The sequence below is a fragment of the Mixta mediterraneensis genome (assembly GCF_014946725.1).
In the GTDB taxonomy this organism is placed as follows: domain Bacteria; phylum Pseudomonadota; class Gammaproteobacteria; order Enterobacterales; family Enterobacteriaceae; genus Pantoea; species Pantoea mediterraneensis.
The window spans coordinates 388,194-410,677 of the sequence record NZ_JACFXY010000001.1; the positions used below are offsets into that span (position 1 = coordinate 388,194).

Annotated in this window: 18 protein-coding genes, 3 pseudogenes and 1 other annotated feature; of the genes and pseudogenes, 6 read left to right on the forward strand and 15 right to left on the reverse strand. The window is 53.2% G+C overall.

Annotated features, from left to right (window positions below; translation table 11 throughout):
* Positions 1-420 precede the first annotated feature (420 nt).
* Positions 421-1,226 (reverse strand): annotated as a pseudogene (locus H2P46_RS01980) (IS5 family transposase).
* Positions 1,227-1,374: 148 nt separating this feature from the next.
* Here H2P46_RS01980 and ybaL point away from each other — a divergent pair.
* Entirely contained in the window at positions 1,375-3,057 is a 1,683-nt protein-coding gene (ybaL, locus tag H2P46_RS01985) for a YbaL family putative K(+) efflux transporter (RefSeq protein WP_193403548.1), read from the forward strand.
* 85 nt (positions 3,058-3,142) lie between these two features.
* Here the strand turns inward: ybaL and H2P46_RS01990 are convergent.
* From H2P46_RS01990 to H2P46_RS02020, 7 genes and pseudogenes are all read right to left on the reverse strand, one after another.
* Positions 3,143-3,352 (reverse strand): annotated as a pseudogene (locus H2P46_RS01990) (inosine/guanosine kinase); the annotation flags it as partial.
* A gap of 63 nt (positions 3,353-3,415) precedes the next feature.
* Entirely contained in the window at positions 3,416-4,204 is a 789-nt protein-coding gene (istB, locus tag H2P46_RS01995) for an IS21-like element helper ATPase IstB (RefSeq protein WP_193403211.1), read from the reverse strand.
* On the reverse strand, positions 4,201-5,229 hold the full coding sequence (gene istA, locus H2P46_RS02000; protein WP_193403549.1) for an IS21 family transposase: 1,029 nt from the start codon (positions 5,227-5,229) through the stop codon (positions 4,201-4,203). Before istA ends, istB begins: the two co-directional genes overlap by 4 nt.
* A 72-nt stretch (positions 5,230-5,301) precedes the next feature.
* A pseudogene (locus H2P46_RS02005) lies at positions 5,302-6,411 on the reverse strand (inosine/guanosine kinase); the annotation flags it as partial.
* Between the two features lie 58 nt (positions 6,412-6,469).
* Positions 6,470-7,429, reverse strand: coding sequence for a ferrochelatase (hemH, locus tag H2P46_RS02010; protein ID WP_193403551.1), 960 nt, complete (start codon positions 7,427-7,429; stop codon positions 6,470-6,472).
* A 114-nt stretch (positions 7,430-7,543) separates the two neighbouring features.
* The gene (gene adk / locus H2P46_RS02015) at positions 7,544-8,188 is read right to left on the reverse strand and encodes an adenylate kinase (RefSeq protein ID WP_193403552.1); all 645 of its coding nucleotides are present in this window, start codon (positions 8,186-8,188) and stop codon (positions 7,544-7,546) included.
* A gap of 120 nt (positions 8,189-8,308) precedes the next feature.
* Positions 8,309-9,172, reverse strand: a complete 864-nt coding sequence (locus H2P46_RS02020) for a DUF6024 family protein (protein ID WP_193403553.1) — start codon at positions 9,170-9,172, stop codon at positions 8,309-8,311.
* A 198-nt stretch (positions 9,173-9,370) separates the two neighbouring features.
* Between H2P46_RS02020 and H2P46_RS02025 the strand changes: the two genes are divergently transcribed.
* Positions 9,371-10,240, forward strand: coding sequence for a LysR substrate-binding domain-containing protein (locus H2P46_RS02025; protein WP_193403554.1), 870 nt, complete (start codon positions 9,371-9,373; stop codon positions 10,238-10,240).
* Positions 10,241-10,274: 34 nt separating this feature from the next.
* Here H2P46_RS02025 and htpG read toward each other — a convergent pair whose 3' ends face one another.
* The 6 genes from htpG to H2P46_RS02055 form a co-directional block, all read right to left on the reverse strand.
* The gene (gene htpG / locus H2P46_RS02030) at positions 10,275-12,149 is read right to left on the reverse strand and encodes a molecular chaperone HtpG (RefSeq protein WP_193403555.1); all 1,875 of its coding nucleotides are present in this window, start codon (positions 12,147-12,149) and stop codon (positions 10,275-10,277) included.
* Positions 12,150-12,246: 97 nt separating this feature from the next.
* Positions 12,247-12,852: a recombination mediator RecR gene (recR, locus tag H2P46_RS02035; protein WP_193403556.1), complete on the reverse strand. Its 606-nt coding sequence runs from the start codon at positions 12,850-12,852 to the stop codon at positions 12,247-12,249.
* Entirely contained in the window at positions 12,852-13,181 is a 330-nt protein-coding gene (locus H2P46_RS02040) for a YbaB/EbfC family nucleoid-associated protein (RefSeq protein WP_193403935.1), read from the reverse strand. The genes recR and H2P46_RS02040 overlap by 1 nt, the downstream gene beginning before the upstream one ends.
* A 55-nt stretch (positions 13,182-13,236) precedes the next feature.
* Positions 13,237-15,222 carry a DNA polymerase III subunit gamma/tau gene (gene dnaX / locus H2P46_RS02045; RefSeq protein WP_193403557.1) on the reverse strand — a complete coding sequence of 662 codons (1,986 nt, stop codon included), beginning with the start codon at positions 15,220-15,222 and terminating at the stop codon, positions 13,237-13,239.
* Positions 13,834-13,895 (reverse strand) — a sequence feature (DnaX frameshifting element). (Overlaps the previous gene by 62 nt.)
* Before the next feature lie 159 nt (positions 15,223-15,381).
* Positions 15,382-15,933 carry an adenine phosphoribosyltransferase gene (gene apt, locus H2P46_RS02050; RefSeq protein WP_193403558.1) on the reverse strand — a complete coding sequence of 184 codons (552 nt, stop codon included), beginning with the start codon at positions 15,931-15,933 and terminating at the stop codon, positions 15,382-15,384.
* A 144-nt stretch (positions 15,934-16,077) separates the two neighbouring features.
* A complete protein-coding gene (locus tag H2P46_RS02055; RefSeq protein WP_193403559.1) occupies positions 16,078-16,467 on the reverse strand; it encodes a DUF454 family protein in 390 nt (129 codons plus the stop codon).
* Positions 16,468-16,524: 57 nt separating this feature from the next.
* Here H2P46_RS02055 and priC point away from each other — a divergent pair, with 57 nt between their 5' ends.
* Both priC and rsmS read left to right on the forward strand, forming a co-directional pair.
* Complete coding sequence (priC, locus tag H2P46_RS02060; protein ID WP_193403560.1) at positions 16,525-17,055, forward strand: primosomal replication protein PriC; 531 nt, start codon at positions 16,525-16,527, stop codon at positions 17,053-17,055.
* Positions 17,056-17,145: 90 nt separating this feature from the next.
* The gene (rsmS, locus tag H2P46_RS02065; protein ID WP_193403561.1) at positions 17,146-17,301 is read left to right on the forward strand and encodes a pleiotropic regulatory protein RsmS; all 156 of its coding nucleotides are present in this window, start codon (positions 17,146-17,148) and stop codon (positions 17,299-17,301) included.
* Here rsmS and acrR read toward each other — a convergent pair.
* On the reverse strand, positions 17,298-17,936 hold the full coding sequence (acrR, locus tag H2P46_RS02070) for a multidrug efflux transporter transcriptional repressor AcrR (protein ID WP_193403562.1): 639 nt from the start codon (positions 17,934-17,936) through the stop codon (positions 17,298-17,300). The genes rsmS and acrR overlap by 4 nt on opposite strands.
* Positions 17,937-18,078: 142 nt before the next feature.
* On the opposite strand from acrR, the gene H2P46_RS02075 reads away from it, so the two are divergent.
* Together H2P46_RS02075 and H2P46_RS02080 are read left to right on the forward strand one after the other, a co-directional pair.
* Positions 18,079-19,281, forward strand: coding sequence for an efflux RND transporter periplasmic adaptor subunit (locus tag H2P46_RS02075; protein ID WP_193403563.1), 1,203 nt, complete (start codon positions 18,079-18,081; stop codon positions 19,279-19,281).
* Positions 19,282-19,297: 16 nt separating this feature from the next.
* On the forward strand, positions 19,298-22,453 hold the full coding sequence (locus tag H2P46_RS02080; RefSeq protein WP_193403564.1) for an efflux RND transporter permease subunit: 3,156 nt from the start codon (positions 19,298-19,300) through the stop codon (positions 22,451-22,453).
* The last annotated feature ends 31 nt before the right edge of the window (positions 22,454-22,484 follow it).

Here is a 22,484-nt window from a genome sequence, read left to right on the forward strand (position 1 = left end):
GCACATTCCTCTCTTTAACTCAAGGCCAAACGCGATCAGAAACCATTCAGCCCGTTATATCTTCACTGGCCGAAACAGCGCGAGCGTTAACAGATATTTGCCTTTATGCTGGGGCGACCAGGCGGGTGTTTACATGGCGGGCGATGGGGAATATGCGTTATTTATTTCTTACCGGCAGTCTGGACGCTGCAGCGCCTGCGTGCCAGCACATAGTTTTTACATTTACGGCTGACAGCCAGTAACGAGACGTACAACACCTTTCCTGCCTGTTAATCGTCGCAATTATCGCTTTTCCGACAGGAATATTTTTTCATTCCCTTCCTTTATAAACCCGGCTTACGGCCGATATTAGAGATAATGCGTTAAAACAGGCGTTAGATTGCGCTTTCATCTTAATTAATCACTTTTTTACCTTAGAACCTATCCCAAAAGGATTTTATTCCAGACAATGATGCTGCAAGCAAAATGCAGCATCGCCTCGTAGTTTTCGACTTTCTTCTCCCATCGCGTCAGTATGCGGCGAAAGCGATTCATCCAGCTATGCGTTCTTTCCACAACCCAACGATGAGCCCTGAACTCGCTGTTTTTAATTGCCTCAGACTCCTCTTTCCCCGACTGGATATGAGGTTCATAACGACGAGCTTTCAAACAAATTTCCACCCATTCAGCCTCATAGCCTTTGTCCATACACAGATGCAGCCTGCGACCCGGCCTGCCGGTCTGTAGCGCGTCCAGCGTATCTTCAACCAGTGTTATGTCGTGGGTATTTGCCCCTGCGACAGCCAGCGAGAGCGGAAGCCCGTTCCCGTCGGTCATCAGGCTCCGCTTTACTCCCTGCTTCCCCCTGTCAGTCGGGTTGCGACCTGTTTTTTTGAGCCTGCAAGGGGCGATTTTGTCATGCAGCCATCCATCGACAACCATGACCAGTCAATGGCATCCCGCTTCTCGCAGGCAAGCAGCCCGTTTTGCCAGAAGCGTTCAAATACTCCAGCATCCCGCCATTCCTGAAAGCGGCGGTGGGCTGAGCTGGATGAGCAAATATCCGTGGCATTCAGGGCATTCCATTGGCAACCGGTTCTGAGCACAAAGAAAATGGCGTTCATTGCGGCACGATTATCAACACGTCTACGATGCGTGCCCAGCGGATGGTGGGTTTTATGTTCCGGGAGAAGTGGAGCCATTTTCTCCCAGAGTTCATCGCTGATCTGCCACTTGTTGCCCGCCATACTTCGCCCTCAAAAATTGCCATTATTTACGATCTGACAATTCCTTTTGGGATAGGTTCTTAATCCCATAAATTATTCAGCGAACGGCTGCGGGTTGCATTAAACTCAGTTGTTACAAGCGGATACATTTGCATACAAGGAGACAACCATGCATCACACCACACCGTTGATCACTACCATTGTCGGGGCATTGGTTCTGGCTTTTCTCCTTGGCATGCTGGCAAACCGCCTGCGAATATCACCGTTAGTGGGCTATCTGCTCGCGGGCGTGCTGGCCGGTCCGTTTACGCCCGGCTTTGTAGCCGATACCAATCTGGCGCCCGAACTGGCTGAATTAGGTGTGATTTTGCTGATGTTTGGCGTCGGCCTGCACTTCTCCTTAAAAGATTTGATGTCGGTAAAATCGATCGCCATACCCGGCGCCATCGCGCAAATTGCGGTGGCAACGTTATTAGGTATGGGCTTGTCGTGGGCGATGGACTGGTCATGGATGACCGGTCTGGTATTTGGCCTGTGTCTTTCTACCGCCAGTACCGTGGTGTTGCTGCGCGCGTTAGAAGAACGTCAACTTATTGATAGTCGGCGCGGTCAAATTGCGATTGGCTGGTTAATTGTCGAAGATCTGGTGATGGTACTGACGCTGGTCCTGTTGCCCGCAATTGCCGGAATGCTGGAACAGGGCAACGCCAGCGCGGGGTTGCTGGTCTGGGATCTGCTGCTGACCATCGGCAAAGTCGCGGCGTTTATGGTGTTAATGATGGTGGTTGGGCGCCGTGCGGTGCCGTGGATCCTTGCCAGAAGCGCCGCCACCGGTTCGCGTGAACTTTTTACGCTGGCGGTGTTGTCGCTGGCGCTGGGCATCGCTTTCGGTGCCGTTGAATTCTTTGACGTGTCTTTTGCCCTTGGCGCATTTTTTGCCGGGATGGTGCTCAACGAATCTGAACTGAGCCACCGCGCCGCACACGATACCTTGCCGCTGCGCGATGCCTTTGCCGTGCTGTTTTTTGTCTCAGTCGGCATGCTGTTTGATCCGATGATTCTGCTAACGCAGCCATTAGCGGTGCTTGGCGCCCTGGTGATTATCGTGGTGGGTAAATCCGTCGCCGCCTGGCTGCTGGTATCGCTGCTCGGTCATTCACGTCGCACTGCCTTAACCATTTCCGTTAGCCTGGCGCAGATTGGCGAGTTTGCGTTTATTCTTGCAGGACTGGGCATCTCTTTGGGCCTGCTGAGCGCGGAAGGACGCAATCTGGTGCTCGCCGCAGCGATTCTTTCCATTATGCTCAACCCGATTCTGTTTACGCTGCTTGAGCGGTATCTGGCGAAAACCGAGACCATAGAAGAACAGACGCTGGAAGAAGCCATTGAGGATGAGAAACAGATCCCGGTGGACATATATAATCATGCGGTCATTGTTGGCTATGGCCGCGTGGGCAGTTTGATTGGTCAGAAACTGCTGGAAGCCAATGTGCCGATGGTAGTGGTGGAGAATTCTCGTCCCCGGGTTGAAGCGTTGCGTGAAAAAGGAATTAAAACCGTGCTGGGCAATGCCGCCCGGGCCGATACCATGGAGCTGGCGCGTCTGGATTGCGCTCGCTGGCTGCTGTTGACCATTCCCAATGGCTATGAAGCAGGTGAAATTATTGCGGCGGCACGCGAAAGGCACAAAAGCATTGAGATTATCGCACGGGCGCATTATAACGACGAAGTAGACTACATCTTAGAGCGTGGTGCTACGCGCGTGGTGATGGGGGAACGTGAGATCGCCAATAGCATGTTGCATATGCTGGCAGAAGAAATGGCGCAGGATCGCCAGGATCTGGCGGGTTAAGGCACGCCGTAGCCCGCTTTTGCACCAAAGAGGCCCCTGCACTTTCCCTTCTCCCGCTTCGGGAGAAGGAAAGGCTCGCACAACGTTATCGATCCCAATAAGACTCTTCCAGGCTGTCTTCTCGCTCTGGCAAGCCACGCATCAGGCGTGGTGAATGCTGATTTAGCACCTGATAACTTACGCGGTTGGCGTATTTACACACCTGGGCCAGCGAAGAGTAAGTCAGATAAGGCCGGGCGTGTTTACTGGAGTTCGGCACTTTCAGGCGGTGATAATTGTTTGCGGTGATGTCATGCTGTCAATACCGATCGAATTCTGACCCACCCTGCCAAAGTAAAACTGACCCACCCCCTTTGAATCATTCGAGCGTTGTTGCTTTCGTTTTCTTCTGGAGTTGACCGCTTTTCAGCTTATCTTTCAGTCGATAGCTTTGGCCGCTGATTTGGGCGATATGCGCATGGTGAAGCAGCCGATCCAGCATCGCTGCCGTCAGTGTCTCGTCATCACCAAACGTTCCGGACCACTGCGTAAACGGCAGGTTGCTGGTCAGGATCACGCTGCCTGACTCATACCGTTTAGCGACTACCTGGAAGAACAGGTTCGCCTCCATTTTACCGAACGGCAGATATCCCACTTCGTCGATGATCAACAGCTTAGGTTTACCTACGACGCGGTTCAGGTAGCCCTTCAGGTCACCCTGACGATGTGACGCCATCAGTTGCAGCATCATGTCGGCGGCGGTAATGAACCGAATGCTTAAACCCGCCATCGCGGCCTTATAGCCAATGGCGGTCGCCAGGTGCGTTTTGCCGACGCCAGAAGGCCCGAGCAGGACAACGTTCTCCTGACGTTCGATAAATGTCAGACCCGCCAACTCCTGGATCTGACTTCGTGGAACGCCACTGGCATAGGCGTAATCGAACTGCTCCAGTGTTTTTATCACCGGCAGGCCTGATAACCGCAAAATGGTCTGGCGACGCCGTTCGTTCTGGCCATCATGCTGGAGCTGCAAAACGGCTTCCAGGAAGTCGGCATGCGTGCCGCTGTTGTCGATGGTCGCCTGTGCCACACCCGGCCACTCTGCCGGCAGGCGGTCGAGCTTGAGTTGCTCGCAGAGCGCGGCAATACGATCATGTTGAAGGTTCATGCTGGCACCTCGAGCAAGGCCTGGTACGTTGCCAGAGGATGTTGCAGGCTCTCGGTCGGCACCGGACGCTGGCTGAGCGCTGGGACAGGTGCAGGCAATGCCAACGTGACCTTCGGTAACGGCAATAGCGCAGCACGCTCGCGCGGCATGCGCTGCTCAGGCGGTACGCCTGTGGTGCCATGCACTCGTGTGTTCGCGACGGTGACCAGCCACTCGCCGATGCGTGTGTTGGCAGCAGGTACATCCAGTACCAGCCCGGCCTGCCGGAAGGTCGCGGTAAGAGGCACGATAAAGCTGTTCTTGAGGTAATGGTTAAACCGCTCAACCTTACCCTTGGTCTTGGCGCGATAGGGTCGGCAGACCTTGGGAGTAAAGGCATACTTCTCGGCGACGTGCATCAACTGCGGGTTCCAGCGATGCTTACCGGGGCCGTAGACATCGCGCTCAATGATGATGGCCTTGGCGTTGTCGAACAGCAGCTGATGCGGCGTCCCGCCGAAGAACCTGAGCGCAGACTCAATGCCGTCACACCAGGCAGCGGAGTCCTGGTTGCTGTAAAACTTGACGAAAGTCGCGCGGCTCCAGCCCAGCGTGGCGACAAAGGCCAGCAATGGGTTATGACCGAGTCTGATGATGGTGAAATCAACTTGCATCTGAAAGCCAGGCTCGGTCTCGAAGCGTGTTACCTCTTCAGTGACGGGCTGCTTAATGGGGTGCAGGAAAGCGGTCAGCATGCTGTAACCACCCTCGTAACCACGCTGACGGATCTCGCGCAGCAGCACACTGGCGGGTATCCAGAGGGGCCTGGCAGCGGCCACGCGCTCAAGGGTATAGGTCTTGAACGGGTCAAGCTTGCAGGGTCTGGGTGCGCGAGGCTTGTAGCGCATATCCGCTACGGGCAGCGGGCTACGAATATATCTGCGAACGGTCTCACGAGAGCATGAAAGCTGGCGCGCGATGGCGCGTATCGACATGCCCTGACGGTGTAAAACACTAATCTCCACTCTGGTCTCCAATGTCATCATTGGCAGTGCCTTAAAACTGCCATTTTTACCCTAGGTGGGTCAGATTTACATCGGCAGGTGGGCCAGTTTTACATCGGTAGCGACATCATGCAGCAACGCGGCCAGTGCGCCATCTCCTGCCCCGTTGGTATTCATAATTTTCTCCGGACCGCCCATGTAAGGTGCAATATGGGAAAAAATACGCAACGGTTGCTGGAAGTCTTGCTGGCGCATCACCCGACTGAATTCATACTGGTTAAATTCTGCAATCGCCCCCGGCAATAGTGGATGATTAGTTATGCGCTTGAATTCGTCTTCAGTGTAGCCTGCCATGTATAAGCCGGTCGGACCGGCGGTACACAGCACCACATCCACCCAATTCAGTGCCATATTGGCAGCTAACAGTGGATCCGCTTCACCGGTCAGCGCGAACGCTTCTTCTTCATTCATGGCGACAATTGAAACGTGATCGCGTAAGAAATCGCGCCAGAACGGCGGATTGGCGCCAATCACATGTTTCGTCCCCAGCGTCAGCACCACCGGCACGTTGTGTCGTTTGGCGTATTCAATCGCCTTGAGCGTAGCCTGCGGCATCGGCTCGCTGTCGTGGCAGCGCACCAGATACGATGTCAGCACCAGCGCCGAGGCCCCTGCAATCACCTCTTCAGGGATGCTGGCAGGCTGCAACTGGTTCATCTGCCCTGGACTGATGGCGAAGGTGCGCTCTCCCTGCTCGCTAATCAGTGTAAAGCAGCGACCGATTGCGCCATCAATTCCCTGCAGATAGTTGAGATCCATGCGGCTGGAGGTATTGCACAAATAACGATAAGCGTAGCCACCAATCTGAATGTTATTGCACATCACGCCCAGCAAGACTGAGCGATCATCGGCCAGCACCGAGTAGTTATGCAGCGTATTGCCGATAGTGCCGCCTGCAAACTGATGACTGATCAACGCGCCACGCATCAGCTCTGTATACAGCGCCTCAGCAACAGCATCCTCGATCACTGATGAATGGCCGGCGCTTAAACCGTAGCGCGCCAGAAAGGTGTCATCTACTTTGGCTTCAATATCGACCAGGGTCTGATCGATACCCACTACCCAGCAGCCCTCCTCAACTTCATGCTGAGTCGGCTGCAATAAGGGATCGCGTGCGCTTACGGGAAAATAGTGTTTGGATTTGCGTTTGCCAGGGAATTTCATGGAGGCTGCCGTAGGGGAAAAACAGGCAGAGAATGATACCACATTCTCTGCTTGTGCTTTAGCGGCGTGCGGTAATCAGTTGCACCATCATGTCGATATGCGCTTCATCATCATTTAAAGCCGGGATGTACTCAAATTTCTCACCGCCGGCATGCATAAAGAACTCACGGTTCTGCTCACTGATCTCTTCCAGCGTTTCCAGACAATCAGCGGAAAAGCCCGGACTCATCACCTGCACATGCTTCACGCCTTTGGCTGGCAGACCTTGCATGGTTTCGTCAGTGTACGGCGTTAACCAGGGTTCGCGACCAAAACGTGACTGGAAGGTCAGCTTAACTTGATCGTTGCGCAGCCCGAGCGCTTTTGTCAGAGCGGCGGTAGTATCGGCACAACGCTGCGGATAATCATCGCCTTCATCGGCAAAGCGCTGTGGAATGCCGTGATAAGACATGACCAGCAAATCTGGCTGCCCGTGCTTAGCAAAAGCGCGTTCGACCGAGGCTTTCAGCGCCGCAATATAAGCCGGATGATCGGCATAATCGCGAATAAATTCAACATCCGGCAGCGAGCGGTAATTTTTGAATACAGCCGTTAAGCCATCCCACACCGCAGCAACGGTGGAGCAAGAGAATTGCGGATAAAGCGGCAGAACGATCAAGCGTGTGACGCCTTGCGCCATCAGGCTGTCAACCGCGCTTTTCAGGCTGGGATTACCGTAGCTCATACCCAACGCTACCGGCATATCAAGTTGCGCGGCGAGCGCATCTCGCTGACGCTGGCTATAAACCATCAGCGGCGAGCCGCCTTCCATCCAGACCGATGCATACAGTTTTGAGACGCGCGGCGATCGGAACGGCAAAACAACGCCAGTGAGAATCGGCCACCAAAGCCAGCGCGGTGTATCGACTACGCGCGGATCGCTCAGGAACTGTTTCAAATAACGTTTAACTGCAGGTGTGGTTGGGGCGTCTGGCGTACCTAAATTTACCAGTAACACGCCGGGCTTATCTTGCCTCATTGTTATTCCTTGCTGACGACGGGGGTGCGTGAAAACGAGGGAAATTGTAGCGGAAATAAGAAGTGGTAACAGCGATTACTGCAAGAGGGGCCAGTTAAACCAGCCCCAACGCGCTTAACCGAGGATGTCGGCCAGTTCTGCGCTTACTTCAGATACGCTACGCGTACCGTCAATTTTGCGATAGGCGGTGTTGCCCGCTTTGGCTTCTTTGCTGTAGTAAGCAATCAGTGGCGCGGTCATCTGATGGTATTCCACCAGGCGCTTGCGCACGGTTTCTTCCTGATCGTCTTTACGGGTGGTCAGATCTTCCCCGGTCACGTCGTCTTTACCTTCCACTTTTGGCGGGTTGAAGGTGACGTGATAGACGCGGCCAGACGGCGCATGAACGCGACGACCCACAATACGTTCAACGATCAGTTCATCCGGTACGGCGAATTCCAGCACGTAATCCACGTTAATCCCGGCTTCCTTCATCGCATCTGCCTGAGGAATGGTGCGTGGGAAACCGTCTAACAGGAAACCTTTTTTGCAGTCGTCCTGCGCGATACGTTCTTTTACCAGCGCAATAACTAACTCATCGGTAACCAGCTTGCCCGCATCCATAATGGCTTTCGCCTGGTTACCAAGATCAGAACCTGCTTTCACTGCAGCACGTAACATGTCGCCGGTGGAGATTTGCGGAATGCCATATTTCTCCATGATGAATTGGGCCTGAGTCCCCTTACCTGCGCCCGGAGCACCGAGCAGAATAATACGCATTGCGTAAATCCCCTTGCGAATCGCATTGATCAATCTGAGAAGGCGAAGAACATACCATTATGATCCGCGCATCACAAGGAAGGCACGGATCCTGTTGCGGCTACTTTACTGGCTTTCTGGTCAGATACCAGCCTGCCGGTTCAGGGTGACGCCCTTTTCGGATTTGTGGCCAGCGGCAAATAAGTTTTGTAGCTGCTTACTGACATCATGCGTGACGTTAATGCCTTTTTTGCCGCCACCACGTACATTCGCGTTAATCTGTAAACTCTCGTGGTTCGGCCATATCACCAGTTCTTCTGAACTTTTTAGCGTGGCCAGCAGCGAGGCCGGTAAGATAAAACTGGCAAACGGTAAGCCGGGCTGGTGGCTGGAGTTTAGCATGACCGGTGAAGTAAGCGCAATAATGGCCGTGTTATAGGATCGCCAGTCATCTTCATCCAGACGTTTGAGCGTATTTTGAATGGCTGTTCCCAGCGTCAGGCCGTGTTCGAACAGGCGTAATTCGCTGCGCACCAGCGTGCTGAAATCCTGCGTGCGTAACGCCACCAGCACCAGCTCATTGCCCAGCTCAGCATGACGATCAAGGCGTGTAACAAACAGCTGTGCTTCATTTATCAACCGATGGTGCAACATGCTGGCGAAGCTTTCGCTGGCGTCGGTAACGCCCCGCTGCTGGCAATCGCTTAAGGATCGCACCATACCCTGTGGCACATCAATATGCGGCACCAGCGTAATGTTACCCGCCATCAGCGGTATCGCGGGCAGTACGTTAAGTTCGGTGACAGGATAATGAGAAGCATAACGTGTCTGATTGCGTGCCTGTTCCTGACGTAAAAAAAGTTGAGAGAGCAGGACGCGCGCCACATGTAACGATGGTGTGAAGAACAGATCAAAATGTTCCAGCCTGTACAGTCGTGACAATATGAGACGCAACCTATCTCGTGCCTCTGAAGTACTTTCAGATGAAGAAGATAAGGGAGCCATCGTATTTTTTTCTCATAATAATTGCGGTGTGATGGCAAGCGACTCGTCCTAAGCCAGGCGGAGCAAAGCCGAATAAAGGCACAAACAAACTCATCGGTCAACCCGCCAAAATTTGCTCAGAAGGGTAGGCCAATGCGACTAGACTTTAAAATGATATAAACTGACAATCCCTGTTAGGTTTTTACACAGGGGCTGAGTATGACCGGACTACCACCGCTGAGAGCGCTGCACTATTTTCACCAGGCAGCTTTAAACAGCAGCTTTAGTCTGGCGGCCGAACACCTGCACGTCACACACAGCGCCATCAGCCACCAAATACGCCAGCTTGAAAACTGGATGGGCAAGCCGTTATTTATCCGTACTCATGGGCGCGTCAAATTAACCTCACACGGTGAACGCTTACTTATCAGCTGTCAGAAAGCCTTCGGTGAGTTGCGTACTACCAGTGAAAGCATTCGTACCGGGATGCGTCACCATTTAAACGTGTCATGTTCGCCCAGTTTTTTGTCGCAATGGCTGATCCCGCGTATTGCCACCTTTTATCAGCGCCATCCTGAAATCGAAGTTCAGTTTCAGGCGCTGGCAGAAATCGATCAGCTACGCAGTGAACATATCGATGTGTTAATTCTCAGCTACGAACGGCCCCCGGATGGCGATATTGATGCCACGCTGGTAAGCGAAGATTATATTGGCCCACTGTGTTCGCCGCACTTCGCGCAGCGTTTTCGCAATGTACATGACCTGGTGGAGTTACCGCTGCTGCATGCTGACACCCGCCTGCACGCCTGGTCAGAGTGGGCAAGCAGCGCCGGGGTGCGAGGAAATTTTCTTGCGGGTAAGCATTTTGAGAATCTGACGTTAGGTATTCAGGCGGCACGTAATGGGCTGGGCGTAATCATGGCGCCGCGTTTGCTGGTTCGTCAGGAGCTGGAGGATGGCACGTTGATAGCACCCATTGGTTTTGTCCAGGTTGCGCGCGCAACCTGGATGATGACCAAAGAGAGTCGGCGACACAACGCGGAGATAAGCCTGTTTCGCCACTGGCTACGCGAAGCGGCGCAGCCATAAAAAAAGCCGGTGAACCTTGTCACCGGCTTTTTTTTTAGGCCGTCAGCAGCTGATTCATGCGACGGATAAACTGGTTCGGATCATCCAGCGTGCCACGCTCAGCCAGCAGCGCCTGATCCAGCAACAATTCGACCCATTCGCCGAAACGCGCTTCGTCCGGCGTATCAGCAACACGTTTCACCAGTTGGTGATCCGGGTTGAGTTCAAAGATGTACTTCACTTCCGGCACTTCCTGACCCGCCGCCGCAAACAGCTTCGCCATCTGCGTGGTCATTTCATTCGCGTCGGTGGTGACAATCGCTGGCGTATCGGTCAGACGATGCGTTAAACGCACCTCTTTCACGCGTTCGCCCAGCAGCGTTTTCACCCGCTCAACGAACGGTTCCAGCGCCTTTTCAGCTTCTTTCTGCTCTTCGGTCTCTTCATCTGCCAGCTTGCTCAGCGACTCATCCGCTTTGCTCACCGACTGGAAAGCATGTCCGTCGAACTCGGTCAGATAGCTCATCATCCATTCGTCAATGCGTTCAGACAGCAGTAAAACTTCAATGCCTTTTTTGCGGAACAGTTCCAGATGCGGGCTGCTCTTCGCGGCGGCATAGCTGTCGGCGGTGATGTAATAAATCTTCTCCTGACCTTCAACCATACGGCTGACATAGTCTTCCAGCGAAATAGTCTGTTCTGCACCTTCGCTTTGCGTCGTTGCGAAACGGAGCAATTTGGCGATAGTTTGCTGGTTGGCATGATCTTCCGCCGGGCCCTCTTTCAGCACCAGACCAAACTCTTTCCAGAAAGTTTGATATTTATCGCTGTCATCCTTCGCCAGTTTTTCCAGCATTTGCAGTGCACGCCGGGTCAGCGCACCACGCAGGCTTTGGGTCACGCGGCTATCCTGCAAAATTTCACGCGATACGTTAAGCGGCAGATCGTTGGAATCAATCAGTCCCCGCACGAAGCGTAGGTAATTCGGCATAAACTGCTCAGCATCATCCATGATGAATACACGCTGCACGTACAGTTTCAGACCGTGTTTATGGTCGCGGTTCCACATATCAAACGGGGCGCGCGCCGGGATATAAAGCAAGCTGGTGTATTCCTGCTTACCTTCTACGCGGTTATGGCTCCAGATGGCCGGATCGCTGAAGTCATGCGCAATGTGCTTATAAAACTCGGTGTACTCTTCATCACTGATGTCAGCTTTATTACGCGTCCACAGCGCCTGGGCTTTGTTGATCTTTTCCCAATGAGTGGTATCGTTTTCTTCGTCTTTGCTTTCGATTTCCACTGGCAGTGCAATATGGTCGGAATATTTACCGATGATATTGCGCACGCGCCAGGCATCAAGAAACTCATCTTCGCCTTCACGCAGGTGCAGCGTAATTTCAGTGCCGCGATCGTCTTTAGTGATGTCTGCGATAGTGTAGTCACCCTCGCCCGCCGATTCCCAGAATACCCCTTCGTCGGCTGATGCACCCGCCGCGCGGGTACGCACGGAAACTTTGTCCGCGACGATAAACGCTGAGTAGAAACCGACACCAAACTGACCAATCAGCTGGCTGTCTTTGACCTGATCGGAACCCAGCGACTCCAGAAACGCTTTAGTACCGGATTTCGCAATAGTACCGAGATTCTCGATCACCTCGTCACGGCGCATCCCAATGCCGTTATCGCTTAGCGTGATGGTGCGGTTGTCCTTATCAACAGAGAGACGCACGCGCAAATCGCCATCGCCTTCATATAAGCTGGCATCAGACAACGCACGAAAACGCAGCTTATCTGCCGCATCCGAGGCATTGGAAATCAGCTCACGCAGAAAAATCTCTTTGTTTGAATAGAGAGAATGGATCATCAAGTGCAGAAGTTGTTTTACTTCCGATTGAAAACCACGTGTCTCTTGTCCTTTCATGGTCATTGCTACCTCAACAAAACAGGTTGAACAAACGTTGAGGAAGATGTGGGGATGGGAGCGAAAATTTCAAGCCGGTGTCAGAGATAACACCGGCAAGCGTTTAAAATTTAATCTTGTGACGACCGGCCAGCGAATGCGACAGCGTGGTGCCATCCACCATTTCAAGCTCGCCCCCCACCGGTACACCATGTGCAATGCGGCTGGCATCAACACCATACTGCCCGCACAGCTCAGCGATGTAGTTAGCGGTTGCTTCGCCTTCCACGGTTGGATTGGTGGCGAGGATTACTTCCTGAATGGTTTCTTTTTCTAGACGCTGTTCAAGCCGATCCAGACCAATATCGGCCGGGCCAATGCCATCAAGCGGCGAAAGATGGCCCATCAGTACAAAGTAGCGACCAGCGAACTGCCCGGTTTGCTCAATGGCATGAATATCTGCCGGGCTTTCTACTACGCAGATCAGACCATTTTGCTGACGCCGGGGATTGGCGCAAATCGTACAGATTTCCTGTTCAGTGAAAGTACGGCAATCAGCACAATGACCGATTTCCGACATTGCCCGCGTCAATGCCTGCGCCAGCCGCATGCCACCGCTGCGATCGCGCTGCAATAGCTGAAAAGCCATACGCTGTGCCGATTTCGGCCCAACGCCAGGCAAACAGCGCAGCGATTCCATCAAAGATTCAAGCAGTGGACTGGTTTGCATCAGAACGGCATCTTAAAGCCAGGCGGCAGTTGCATGCCGGAAGAGACGTCTGCCATTTTTTCTTTCTGCGTTTCATCAATGCGGCGTGCTGCATCGTTGAAAGCCGCAGCGATAAGATCTTCCAGCATCTCTTTGTCGTCTTCCAACAGGCTTGGATCGACTTCCACACGACGGCAGTTGTGCGCGCCGTTGATCGTCACCTTCACCAGACCTGCACCTGATTCACCGGTGACTTCCAGTGCGGCGATCTCTTCCTGAACTTTGGCCATTTTGTCCTGCATTTGCTGGGCCTGCTTCATCAGGTTGCCCAATCCGCCTTTACCAAACATAGTTTTCTCTCTCAGCTGTGGCCACAACGCTATCTCCCGGACAGCGGCAGCGTGATCAAACGGGTCGGATACTCTCTTCATCCAGATCAGCGTCAAAAAAGCGACGCAGCGTCTGAATATGAGTATCACTGGTGATCGACTGGCGCGCCTGCGCCAGCTTCTCTTCATAAATGGCCTGACGCCACTCCAGTGGCGTCAACACCGTCGAATTATCATCTTCAATGACCGACAGTTCAACTGCCAGCCCGGCGGCCTGACTTAATGCTGCACTTAATGCCTGTTGCGCGGCGGACGAATTCAGATGTCGCTGGCTGGAACGCAGGTGCAAACATATGCCGTTGGCCGTGGTTTCTTTCCAGGCGTTTAACGCCAGCTGCTGCACCAGTTTTGGTAGCTGCAGCGCCGCAATTTCGGCGGCCCAGGCGTCGCGCTGTTGCGCCTCTTCCGCCAGCCGTGCCGCCAGCTCAGGGGTTTTCTCATGCTCTAGCGCAGAACGCAAGGCTTTTGGCGTCGCCACTGGTTCGGGGGTATTCACTGGCTGGGTTTGCGCTTTCCAGCGGTAGGCTTCTTTTTTTACCGGCGTCGCGGATGCGTTATCGCGAATGCGCTGTTGGCTACGCTCGGTAACCGAGGCCAGCCGCTCCAGCGCGGGGTTGGCCGGCCGCGCTCCAGGCGCCGCCGGCTCACTCTTTTTTAGTTTGTTCGCTCCCCGGCGCAGCAGCTGCGTGCGCGCCTGCAACAGCTGACTGGTGGAACCGGGTAACGAAGGATCCGGTGCAGCCACAGGCGATGTTTCATGATGCTGAGTAACGGATGCCGCATCATCGGGAGGGGCCATTTGCGGTTGTGCCGCTTGTGGCTGCGCAATGTTTGGTTGTGCCTGGGCCGTTTGCGGCTGCGTAGCGGCGATTTGCTGCAGTAACGCCGGACGTGCTAATGGCTCAGCTACCTGCGCTTTTGGATGAAACGCGAGCGCACGCAGCAGCGTCATTTCAACCCCCATGCGGCGATCGGGCGCCATGGGCAGTTCTTTGCGCCCCATTAACAGCGTTTGGTAATAAAGCTGCACATCCGTGGGCGGGACTACACGCGCTAATTCGCGCAACCGTAACGCATTGCTCTCTTCATCATCATTTAAGGAGGTTGGCAGCAGTTGCACCATCGCAATACGGTGTAGCAAACGCAGCATTTCAACCAACAGGGCTTCCCATTCCACGCCGCGTGATGCGGCCTGACTGAGCAACGCCATCACCTGTTCACCGTTACCATCCACCACCGCTTCGATCAGGCCCAGCGGCTGTTCATCATCCAGCGTGCCCAGCATGGCGCTAACGGTTGCGCTACTGACCGCACCCTGCCCCATCGCGATGGCCTGATCGGTCAGACTTAACGCATCGCGCATACTGCCATCCGCGGCGCGTGCCAAAAGTTGCAGTGCTCGCGATTCGCTCTGAATCTGCTCCTGCTGTAAGACGTACTCAAGCTGCTGGCGGATTTGATCGACATCCAGCGCTTTGAGATGGAATTGTAAACAGCGAGAAAGAATGGTCACCGGCAGTTTTTGCGGATCGGTGGTTGCCAGCAGGAATTTGACGTGCGACGGCGGTTCTTCCAGCGTTTTCAAGAGGGCATTAAAGCTATGGCGCGACAACATATGCACTTCATCAATCAAATAGACTTTGAATCGACCTCGTGCGGGCGCGTATTGCACGTTATCAAGCAGATCGCGCGTATCTTCCACTTTGGTACGCGAAGCCGCATCGATCTCAATCAGATCAACGAAACGGCCTTGTTCAATCTCACGGCAGTTGTCGCACTGTCCGCACGGCGTGGCGGTAATGCCGGTTTCGCAGTTAAGCCCTTTGGCCAGCAGACGCGCAATAGTGGTTTTCCCTACCCCGCGCGTGCCGGAGAAGAGATAAGCATGATGGATTCGTCCCAGAGACAATCCATTCGCCAGCGCCGTCAGAACATGTTCCTGACCGACTACGTCAGCAAAAGCCTGGGGACGCCATTTTCGCGCAAGTACCTGATAGCTCATGTGGATTCGACGAATTTAGATGGAAAGGTGAGCGCAGATGTTTTGCAACTCCTGTATAGCGTTGCAGTAGTCTAACAGCGAGAAATGTATCTGCCTATCACTGGTTATCCCGATGACCCGCAAGAAAGCCCTACCTTACGATAAGGCGCGCAAAATAGCTTAGTGGCCTGGAAAATTGACCAGGCTATAGCACTCAAGACCGAGCGCTTTCAGACGTGTTTCACCCGTCAAATCAAACAGGTTGATAATAAAAGCGGCATGTTTAACTTCACCACCTGCGCGACGGATCAGTTTTACCGTCGCTTCAATGGTGCCGCCGGTTGCCAGCAGATCATCCACCACCAGCACCATGTCGCCCGGCTGGATAGCATCTTTATGCAGCTCCAGCTGATCGGTGCCATATTCCAGCTCATAAGTTTCGCTGAAGGTTTCGCGCGGCAGCTTACCGGGTTTGCGCACCGGAACAAATCCTACGCCCAGGCCTAACGCTACCGGCGCGCCAAACAGAAAACCACGCGCTTCGGTGCCCACCACTTTGGTGATGCCTTTATCGCGATAACGCTCCACCAGCAGCGCAATGGCCGTGGCATAGGCTTTTGGATCTTCCAGCAGACTGGTTACGTCACGAAACAGAATGCCTGGCTTTGGATAATCAGAAATACTTTTGATGCTGTTTTTAATGTATTCAAGCTGCTGCGCAGTGTCGGTCATAATGATACGCCTGGTAAAAAATTCTGTTTTGCGCAGCTCTCATAGCGCCAGTCTCTGATAAAAGGCTCAGCGGGAGAGTATTCACAAGGGAAAGCCACGCACGAAGAGGCCCAAATCTAAGCAAATGATCGCATAAATGCAACTTTATCGCGGCGGCTGGCGCGGCTCTGGCGTTTCAGCGACGACCGGGATGCGCCACATAAATGCCACCAGCAAAGCTAACATTGCCAGCAGCATGCTGCGAACCCAAAGGATCTTGACCAACGCAATCGAAATAGCAAAGGTAAGAATAATCAATGCGATAGCACGTCCTTTCGTCCTGGGCGGCATAGCGCGATGCTGCTGCCAGTGACGAAGATAGCGACCAAACGGCGAGCGCCACAGCAGCCATTCATGAAAACGCGGAGAGGAACGGGCAAAGCACCAGGCTGCCAACAGCATAAATGGCGTGGTAGGTAATAAAGGTAATACAATACCTAACGTGCCCAGCACAATTGCCAGCCAGCCGAGGATTAATAACACAATGCGTTGCATGAATATCGCCCAGAAATTTTCTTTTCCGCACACGTTAGCACAAATGACAGACGCGTTATGAGCCTCAGTTCCATTCAGTTACGACTGCAGCAGCGCATTCTTGGTTTGCATCAGGAGATTGCCGGTCACCCTGATGGACGCTGCCGCCAGCCCCGCTTCGATAGTCAGCTGTTTCGTTGTAAAGGCACACGACTAACGGATTATCTGCAGGAAATTGAGCAAAATTTTCAACGATTATGCGCCCACGCAAACGATTTGTCGCGCATCACCTGGCTGGCTGAACATCTTGTTGACCAAATCGCAGCCCTGCAACGGGAAGCCAGTACGCAACAGTTACGGCTCCCGCGTGAACAGCCGCACAGCAATCCGCGGGAAGCGAAGCTGCAGGAATATCGCGAATACGAGCGGCGCTTACAGGCAATGCTTGATCAGCGTGAACAGCGGCTGGCGCTGGCTGAAACGCTGGCGGTACAGCAGCAGTTAAAGCAGGATCTGGAGATCCTTGAAGGTCGTATGATGCGCTGTCGACAGGCAATTCGTTCCGTAGAATGGGGGTTATCGCTGCGCGCCAGCAATGAAAGGGAATAAGCGCAACAGCGGGCGCTGCTGTCTGTAAATAATGATGCGTTTGTGCTAATGAAAGTGCCGTGACGTAAAAACGTCTTAAAAGGAGTGGTTATGGCTTTAGAAAATGCCCCTGACGATGTCAAGCTGGCGGTGGATTTGATTCAGCTGCTGGAAGAACATCAGCTGCCTGTGGAAACGGTGCTTTCGGCGTTAGCGATGGTACAGCGGGATTATGAAAAGAAACGCGACGCTAGCCACACGGACTAATCATGAGCGGTTAAGGTCGGACTCAACCGTAACATATCAATAAAAGCGTTGACTAATTCCGGCGCATCGCCAGCTAAATCGAAACTTTCAGGCGTAAATAGCCAGCTTTCCATCATGCCATTGACATAACCGCGCATGATGAGCGCCGCCTGGCGCGTATTGAGGCGCGGCGACAACTGTGCTGCTTCAATACACTGGCGCAGGACATCTTCAATTCTGTCGTAACATTCAAGCAGTAAATTTTGCTGAATGTTTTTCAGCGTCGCCATTTCACCCACAAATTCACATTTATGGAAAATGATTTCCATTAAAGCGCGACGTTGCGGATCGTTTGCTGTTGCTTCAAAGATATAGACTAGCATGGCACGTAACACTGAAAGTGGATCGCCGGGATATTTTGTTTGATACTCAAGTTCCACGTTATCTAGCCCGGCGTCGCAACGTAGCCAGATTTCATGCAAAACGTCAGCTTTATTTTTGAAATGCCAGTAGATAGCGCCCCGCGTAACACTGGCCGCAGCAGCAATATCTGCCAGTGAAGTGGCTGAAACGCCCTGTTGTGAGAACAGGATGATGGCGGCATCAAGAATTTGATGTCGGGTTTCAAGTGCTTGCGCTTTGGTTTTTCGTGCCATAGGGTACTTTTTTTACAAACGGGAAAGTTTACATACATTTGTGAATGTATGTACCATAGCACGACCCGCGATTTGACGCAGCAATGGGTTCTTCGGTTTGTGAGCCATTGATCATTTGTTATCGGACTCTAGAGGTTTATTTATGAATAAAATCAGAGGATTATCGCCTCTGGCGGCCGTCCTGATGCTTTCAGGCAGCTTTATGTTAACAGGATGTGATGATAATAAATCCCAACAAGCCGCCCAGCAACAGCCGCCAGAAGTCGGCGTTGTCACGCTAAAAAACGCGCCTTTAAAGATTTCCACCGAATTACCCGGCAGGACTTCCGCGTATCGCGTGGCCGAAGTGCGTCCTCAAGTTTCCGGTATCATTCTGAAACGTAACTTTGTCGAAGGCAGTGATGTAAAAGCAGGACAATCTCTTTACCAGATCGATCCGGCCACTTATCAGGCGGCCTACGACAGTGCTAAAGGCGACCTCGCGCAGGCTGAAGCTAATGCGCGCATTGCTCAGCTCACGGTCAAACGTTATAAGCCGCTGCTGGGTACAAAGTACATCAGTCAGCAGGACTATGACACCGCCGTTGCTACCGCCGCGCAAAACGATGCTGCAGTACAAGCCGCAAAAGCAAATGTCGAAACGGCTCGCATCAATCTTGCCTACACTAAAGTCACTTCGCCAATTAGCGGACGGGTGGGTAAATCTTCTGTCACAGAAGGCGCGCTGGTGCAAGACGCGCAAACAACTGCACTGGCCACCGTGCAGCAGCTTGATCCAATGTATGTGGACGTGACTCAATCCAGCGACGATTTTTTACGTCTGCGCCAGGAGCTGGAGTCTGGCAAGCTGAAACAGAATGATGGTAAAGCCAATGTCACTCTGCTGATGCAGAACGGCAAAAGTTATGCTCAGCCTGGTACGCTGGAATTCTCCGATGTAACCGTTGATGAAACCACCGGTTCTATCACTCTGCGCGCTATTTTCCCGAACCCCAACCACGCTCTGCTGCCTGGCATGTTTGTACGTGCACGTCTGGATGAAGGAACCAACCCAGACGCGCTGCTGGTGCCGCAGCAGGCTGTTGCCCGGACGCCAACCGGTCAGGCGACGGTGATGGTTGTTGGTGCGGACAACAAAGTAGAATCCCGCAACATAAATGCAGCGCAGGCTATCGGCGACAAATGGCTGGTGACCGAGGGTGTGAAAGCGGGTGAGCGTGTCATCAGCACCGGTTTACAGCGTGCTAAACCAGGTGCGAAGGTTACGCCACAAGAAGTCTCAGACGATGCTAAGTCCGCGCCAGAGTCCCAATCGCAGGCCCAGTCTGAAAAATCATCGTCATAACAGGAGCCGTTGATACATGGCTAAGTTCTTTATCGATCGTCCCATCTTTGCGTGGGTCCTCGCCATCATTATTATGATGGGTGGTGTGCTATCGATTATCAATCTACCGATTGAGCAATACCCCAACGTTGCGCCGCCGTCAGTTGAAATCCAGGCCACCTATCCAGGAGCGGATGCAAAAACGTTGCAGGATTCCGTGACGCAGGTCATCGAGCAAAACATGAATGGCATCGATGGGCTGATGTATATGTCCTCGAGCAGTGATTCATCCGGCACGCTGACGCTGACCATCTCTTTCGAATCGGGAACCGACGCAGATATTGCCCAGGTACAGGTGCAAAACAAACTGCAACTGGCAATGCCTCTGCTACCGCAGGAAGTGCAGCAACAGGGAATTCAGGTTAAAAAATCCTCTAGCAGCTTTCTGATGGTGGCAGGTTTCATCAGTGAAGATGGCAGCATGACGCAGAATGATATTTCTGACTATGTTGCGTCAAACATCAAAGATCCGATCAGCCGTACGCCAGGTGTAGGTGATACGCAGGTATTTGGTGCGCAATATGCGATGCGAATCTGGATGGACCCGCATAAGCTGAATAACTATCAGCTCACGCCGGTGGATGTCATTAGCGCCCTGGATACGCAGAATGCTCAGGTTGCGGCAGGCCAGTTGGGTGGTACCCCTCCTGCGCCAGGTCAGCAACTCAACGCATCGATTATTGCACAAACGCGTCTGACGTCTACTGAAGAGTTCGGCAACATTCTGCTAAAAGTGAATTCGGATGGCTCACAGGTACGTTTGCGTGACGTGGCGAAAATTGAACTCGGCGGTGAGAACTATGAGATCATTGCGCGTTACAACGGCAAGCCAGCATCCGGTATCGGTATCAAACTGGCCACGGGTGCCAATGCGCTGGATACCGCAGACGCGGTAAAAGCTGAACTGGCTAAGCTGCAGCCCTTCTTCCCTGCCGGGATGAAAGTGGTTTATCCCTACGACACGACCCCGTTCGTTAAGATCTCTATCTTCGAAGTGGTGAAAACCTTGCTGGAAGCGATCGTGTTGGTGTTCCTGGTAATGTACCTGTTCCTGCAAAACTTCCGCGCCACGCTGATTCCGACAATTGCCGTGCCGGTCGTGCTGTTAGGCACCTTTGCCATTATCAGCGCCTTTGGCTATTCGATAAATACCCTGACGATGTTCGGGATGGTGCTCGCCATCGGCTTACTGGTGGATGACGCCATCGTGGTGGTTGAGAACGTTGAGCGCGTCATGGCGGAAGAGGGATTACCGCCCAAAGAAGCGACCAAACGCTCGATGGAGCAAATTCAGGGTGCGCTGGTCGGTATCGCGCTGGTGTTATCAGCGGTGTTTGTGCCGATGGCGTTCTTTGGCGGCTCGACTGGGGTTATTTATCGTCAGTTCTCCATCACCATCGTTTCTGCAATGGCGCTGTCAGTATTAGTGGCGTTGATTCTGACGCCTGCGCTTTGTGCCACCATGCTGAAGCCAATTGCAAAAGGCGACCACGGTAAAACCACCGGTTTCTTCGGCTGGTTTAACCGCCTGTTTGACAAGAGTACAAACCACTACGTTGACAGCGTGGGCCATATTGTCCGCAGCACCGGTCGCTATTTAGTGATTTATCTGGTGATTGTGGTCGGCATGGCTTACCTGTTCCTGCGATTACCCTCCTCCTTCCTGCCGGAAGAAGATCAGGGCTTACTGCTGGCTCAGGCACAGCTGCCCGCCGGCGCAACGCAAGAACGTACTCAGAGAGTGTTGGATCAGGTAACGGATTACTTCCTCACCAAGGAAAAAGACAGTGTTAACTCAGTATTTACCGTAAACGGCTTCGGTTTTGCCGGTCGCGGCCAGAATACCGGTATTGCATTTGTCAGCCTTAAACCGTGGGATGAGCGTGCGGGTAGCGATATGAAGGTGCCGGCAATTGCCGGTCGTGCTATGAAAGCGTTGGGCAAGATCAGAGATGCGATGGTTATCCCGTTTAACCTGCCAGCGATTATCGAACTGGGTAATGCCACCGGCTTCGACTTCGAACTGATCGATCAGGGCAACCTGGGCCATGCCAAACTGACCGAAGCGCGTAATCAGCTGCTGGGTATGGTGGCGCAACATTCAGACTCGCTGGCGGGCGGGCGCCCGAACGGTCTGGAAGATACGCCACAGTACAAACTGATCATCGATCAGGAGAAAGCGCAGGCGCTGGGCGTGTCGCTAAGTGACATCAATACTACGCTGGGCGCCTCCTGGGGCGGATCCTACGTTAACGATTTTATCGACCGTGGACGTGTGAAAAAAGTGTATGTCATGGGCAAAGCAGATTCGCGTATGTTGCCGGATGATATTGGGAAATGGTACGTGCGCAACAGCAGCGGAACTATGGTGCCCTTCTCTGCCTTCTCGTCGGCGAAATGGCAATATGGTTCTCCGCGCCTTGAACGCTACAACGGCTTACCTTCTATGGAGATTCTGGGCCAACCCGCAGCAGGCAAAAGCTCCGGTGACGCGATGAATCTGATGGAACAACTGGCCTCGAAGCTGCCAACCGGTATTGGCTACGACTGGACCGGCATGTCTTATCAGGAACGTCTGTCAGGTAACCAGGCGCCAGCGCTGTACGCCATCTCGCTGATTGTGGTGTTCTTGTGTCTCGCTGCACTGTATGAAAGCTGGTCCATTCCGTTCTCAGTCATGCTGGTTGTTCCGCTCGGGGTCATTGGCGCATTGATCTTTACCACGCTACGTGGACTGAGCAATGATGTTTACTTCGTGGTGGGATTACTGACTACCGTTGGCCTCTCAGCGAAGAACGCCATTCTAATCGTTGAATTTGCGAAAGATTTGATGGAGAAAGAAGGCAAAGGTTTGATAGAGGCAACGCTGGAAGCATCACGTATGCGTCTGCGTCCTATTCTGATGACATCGCTTGCCTTTATTCTTGGCGTGTTGCCACTGGCAATTAGTTCCGGTGCGGGTTCCGGCGCGCAAAACGCCGTGGGTACAGGCGTGATGGGCGGTATGGTGACCGCAACAGCGCTGGCTATTTTCTTTGTTCCGGTGTTTTTTGTCGTGGTACGTCGCCGCTTCAGTAAGAACAAAACGGAGCTGGAAAAAGGCCATCCGGTTGAACACGACCAGTCACACTAAAGTGTGATGCCTGAAAGGCCGCGCAAGCGGC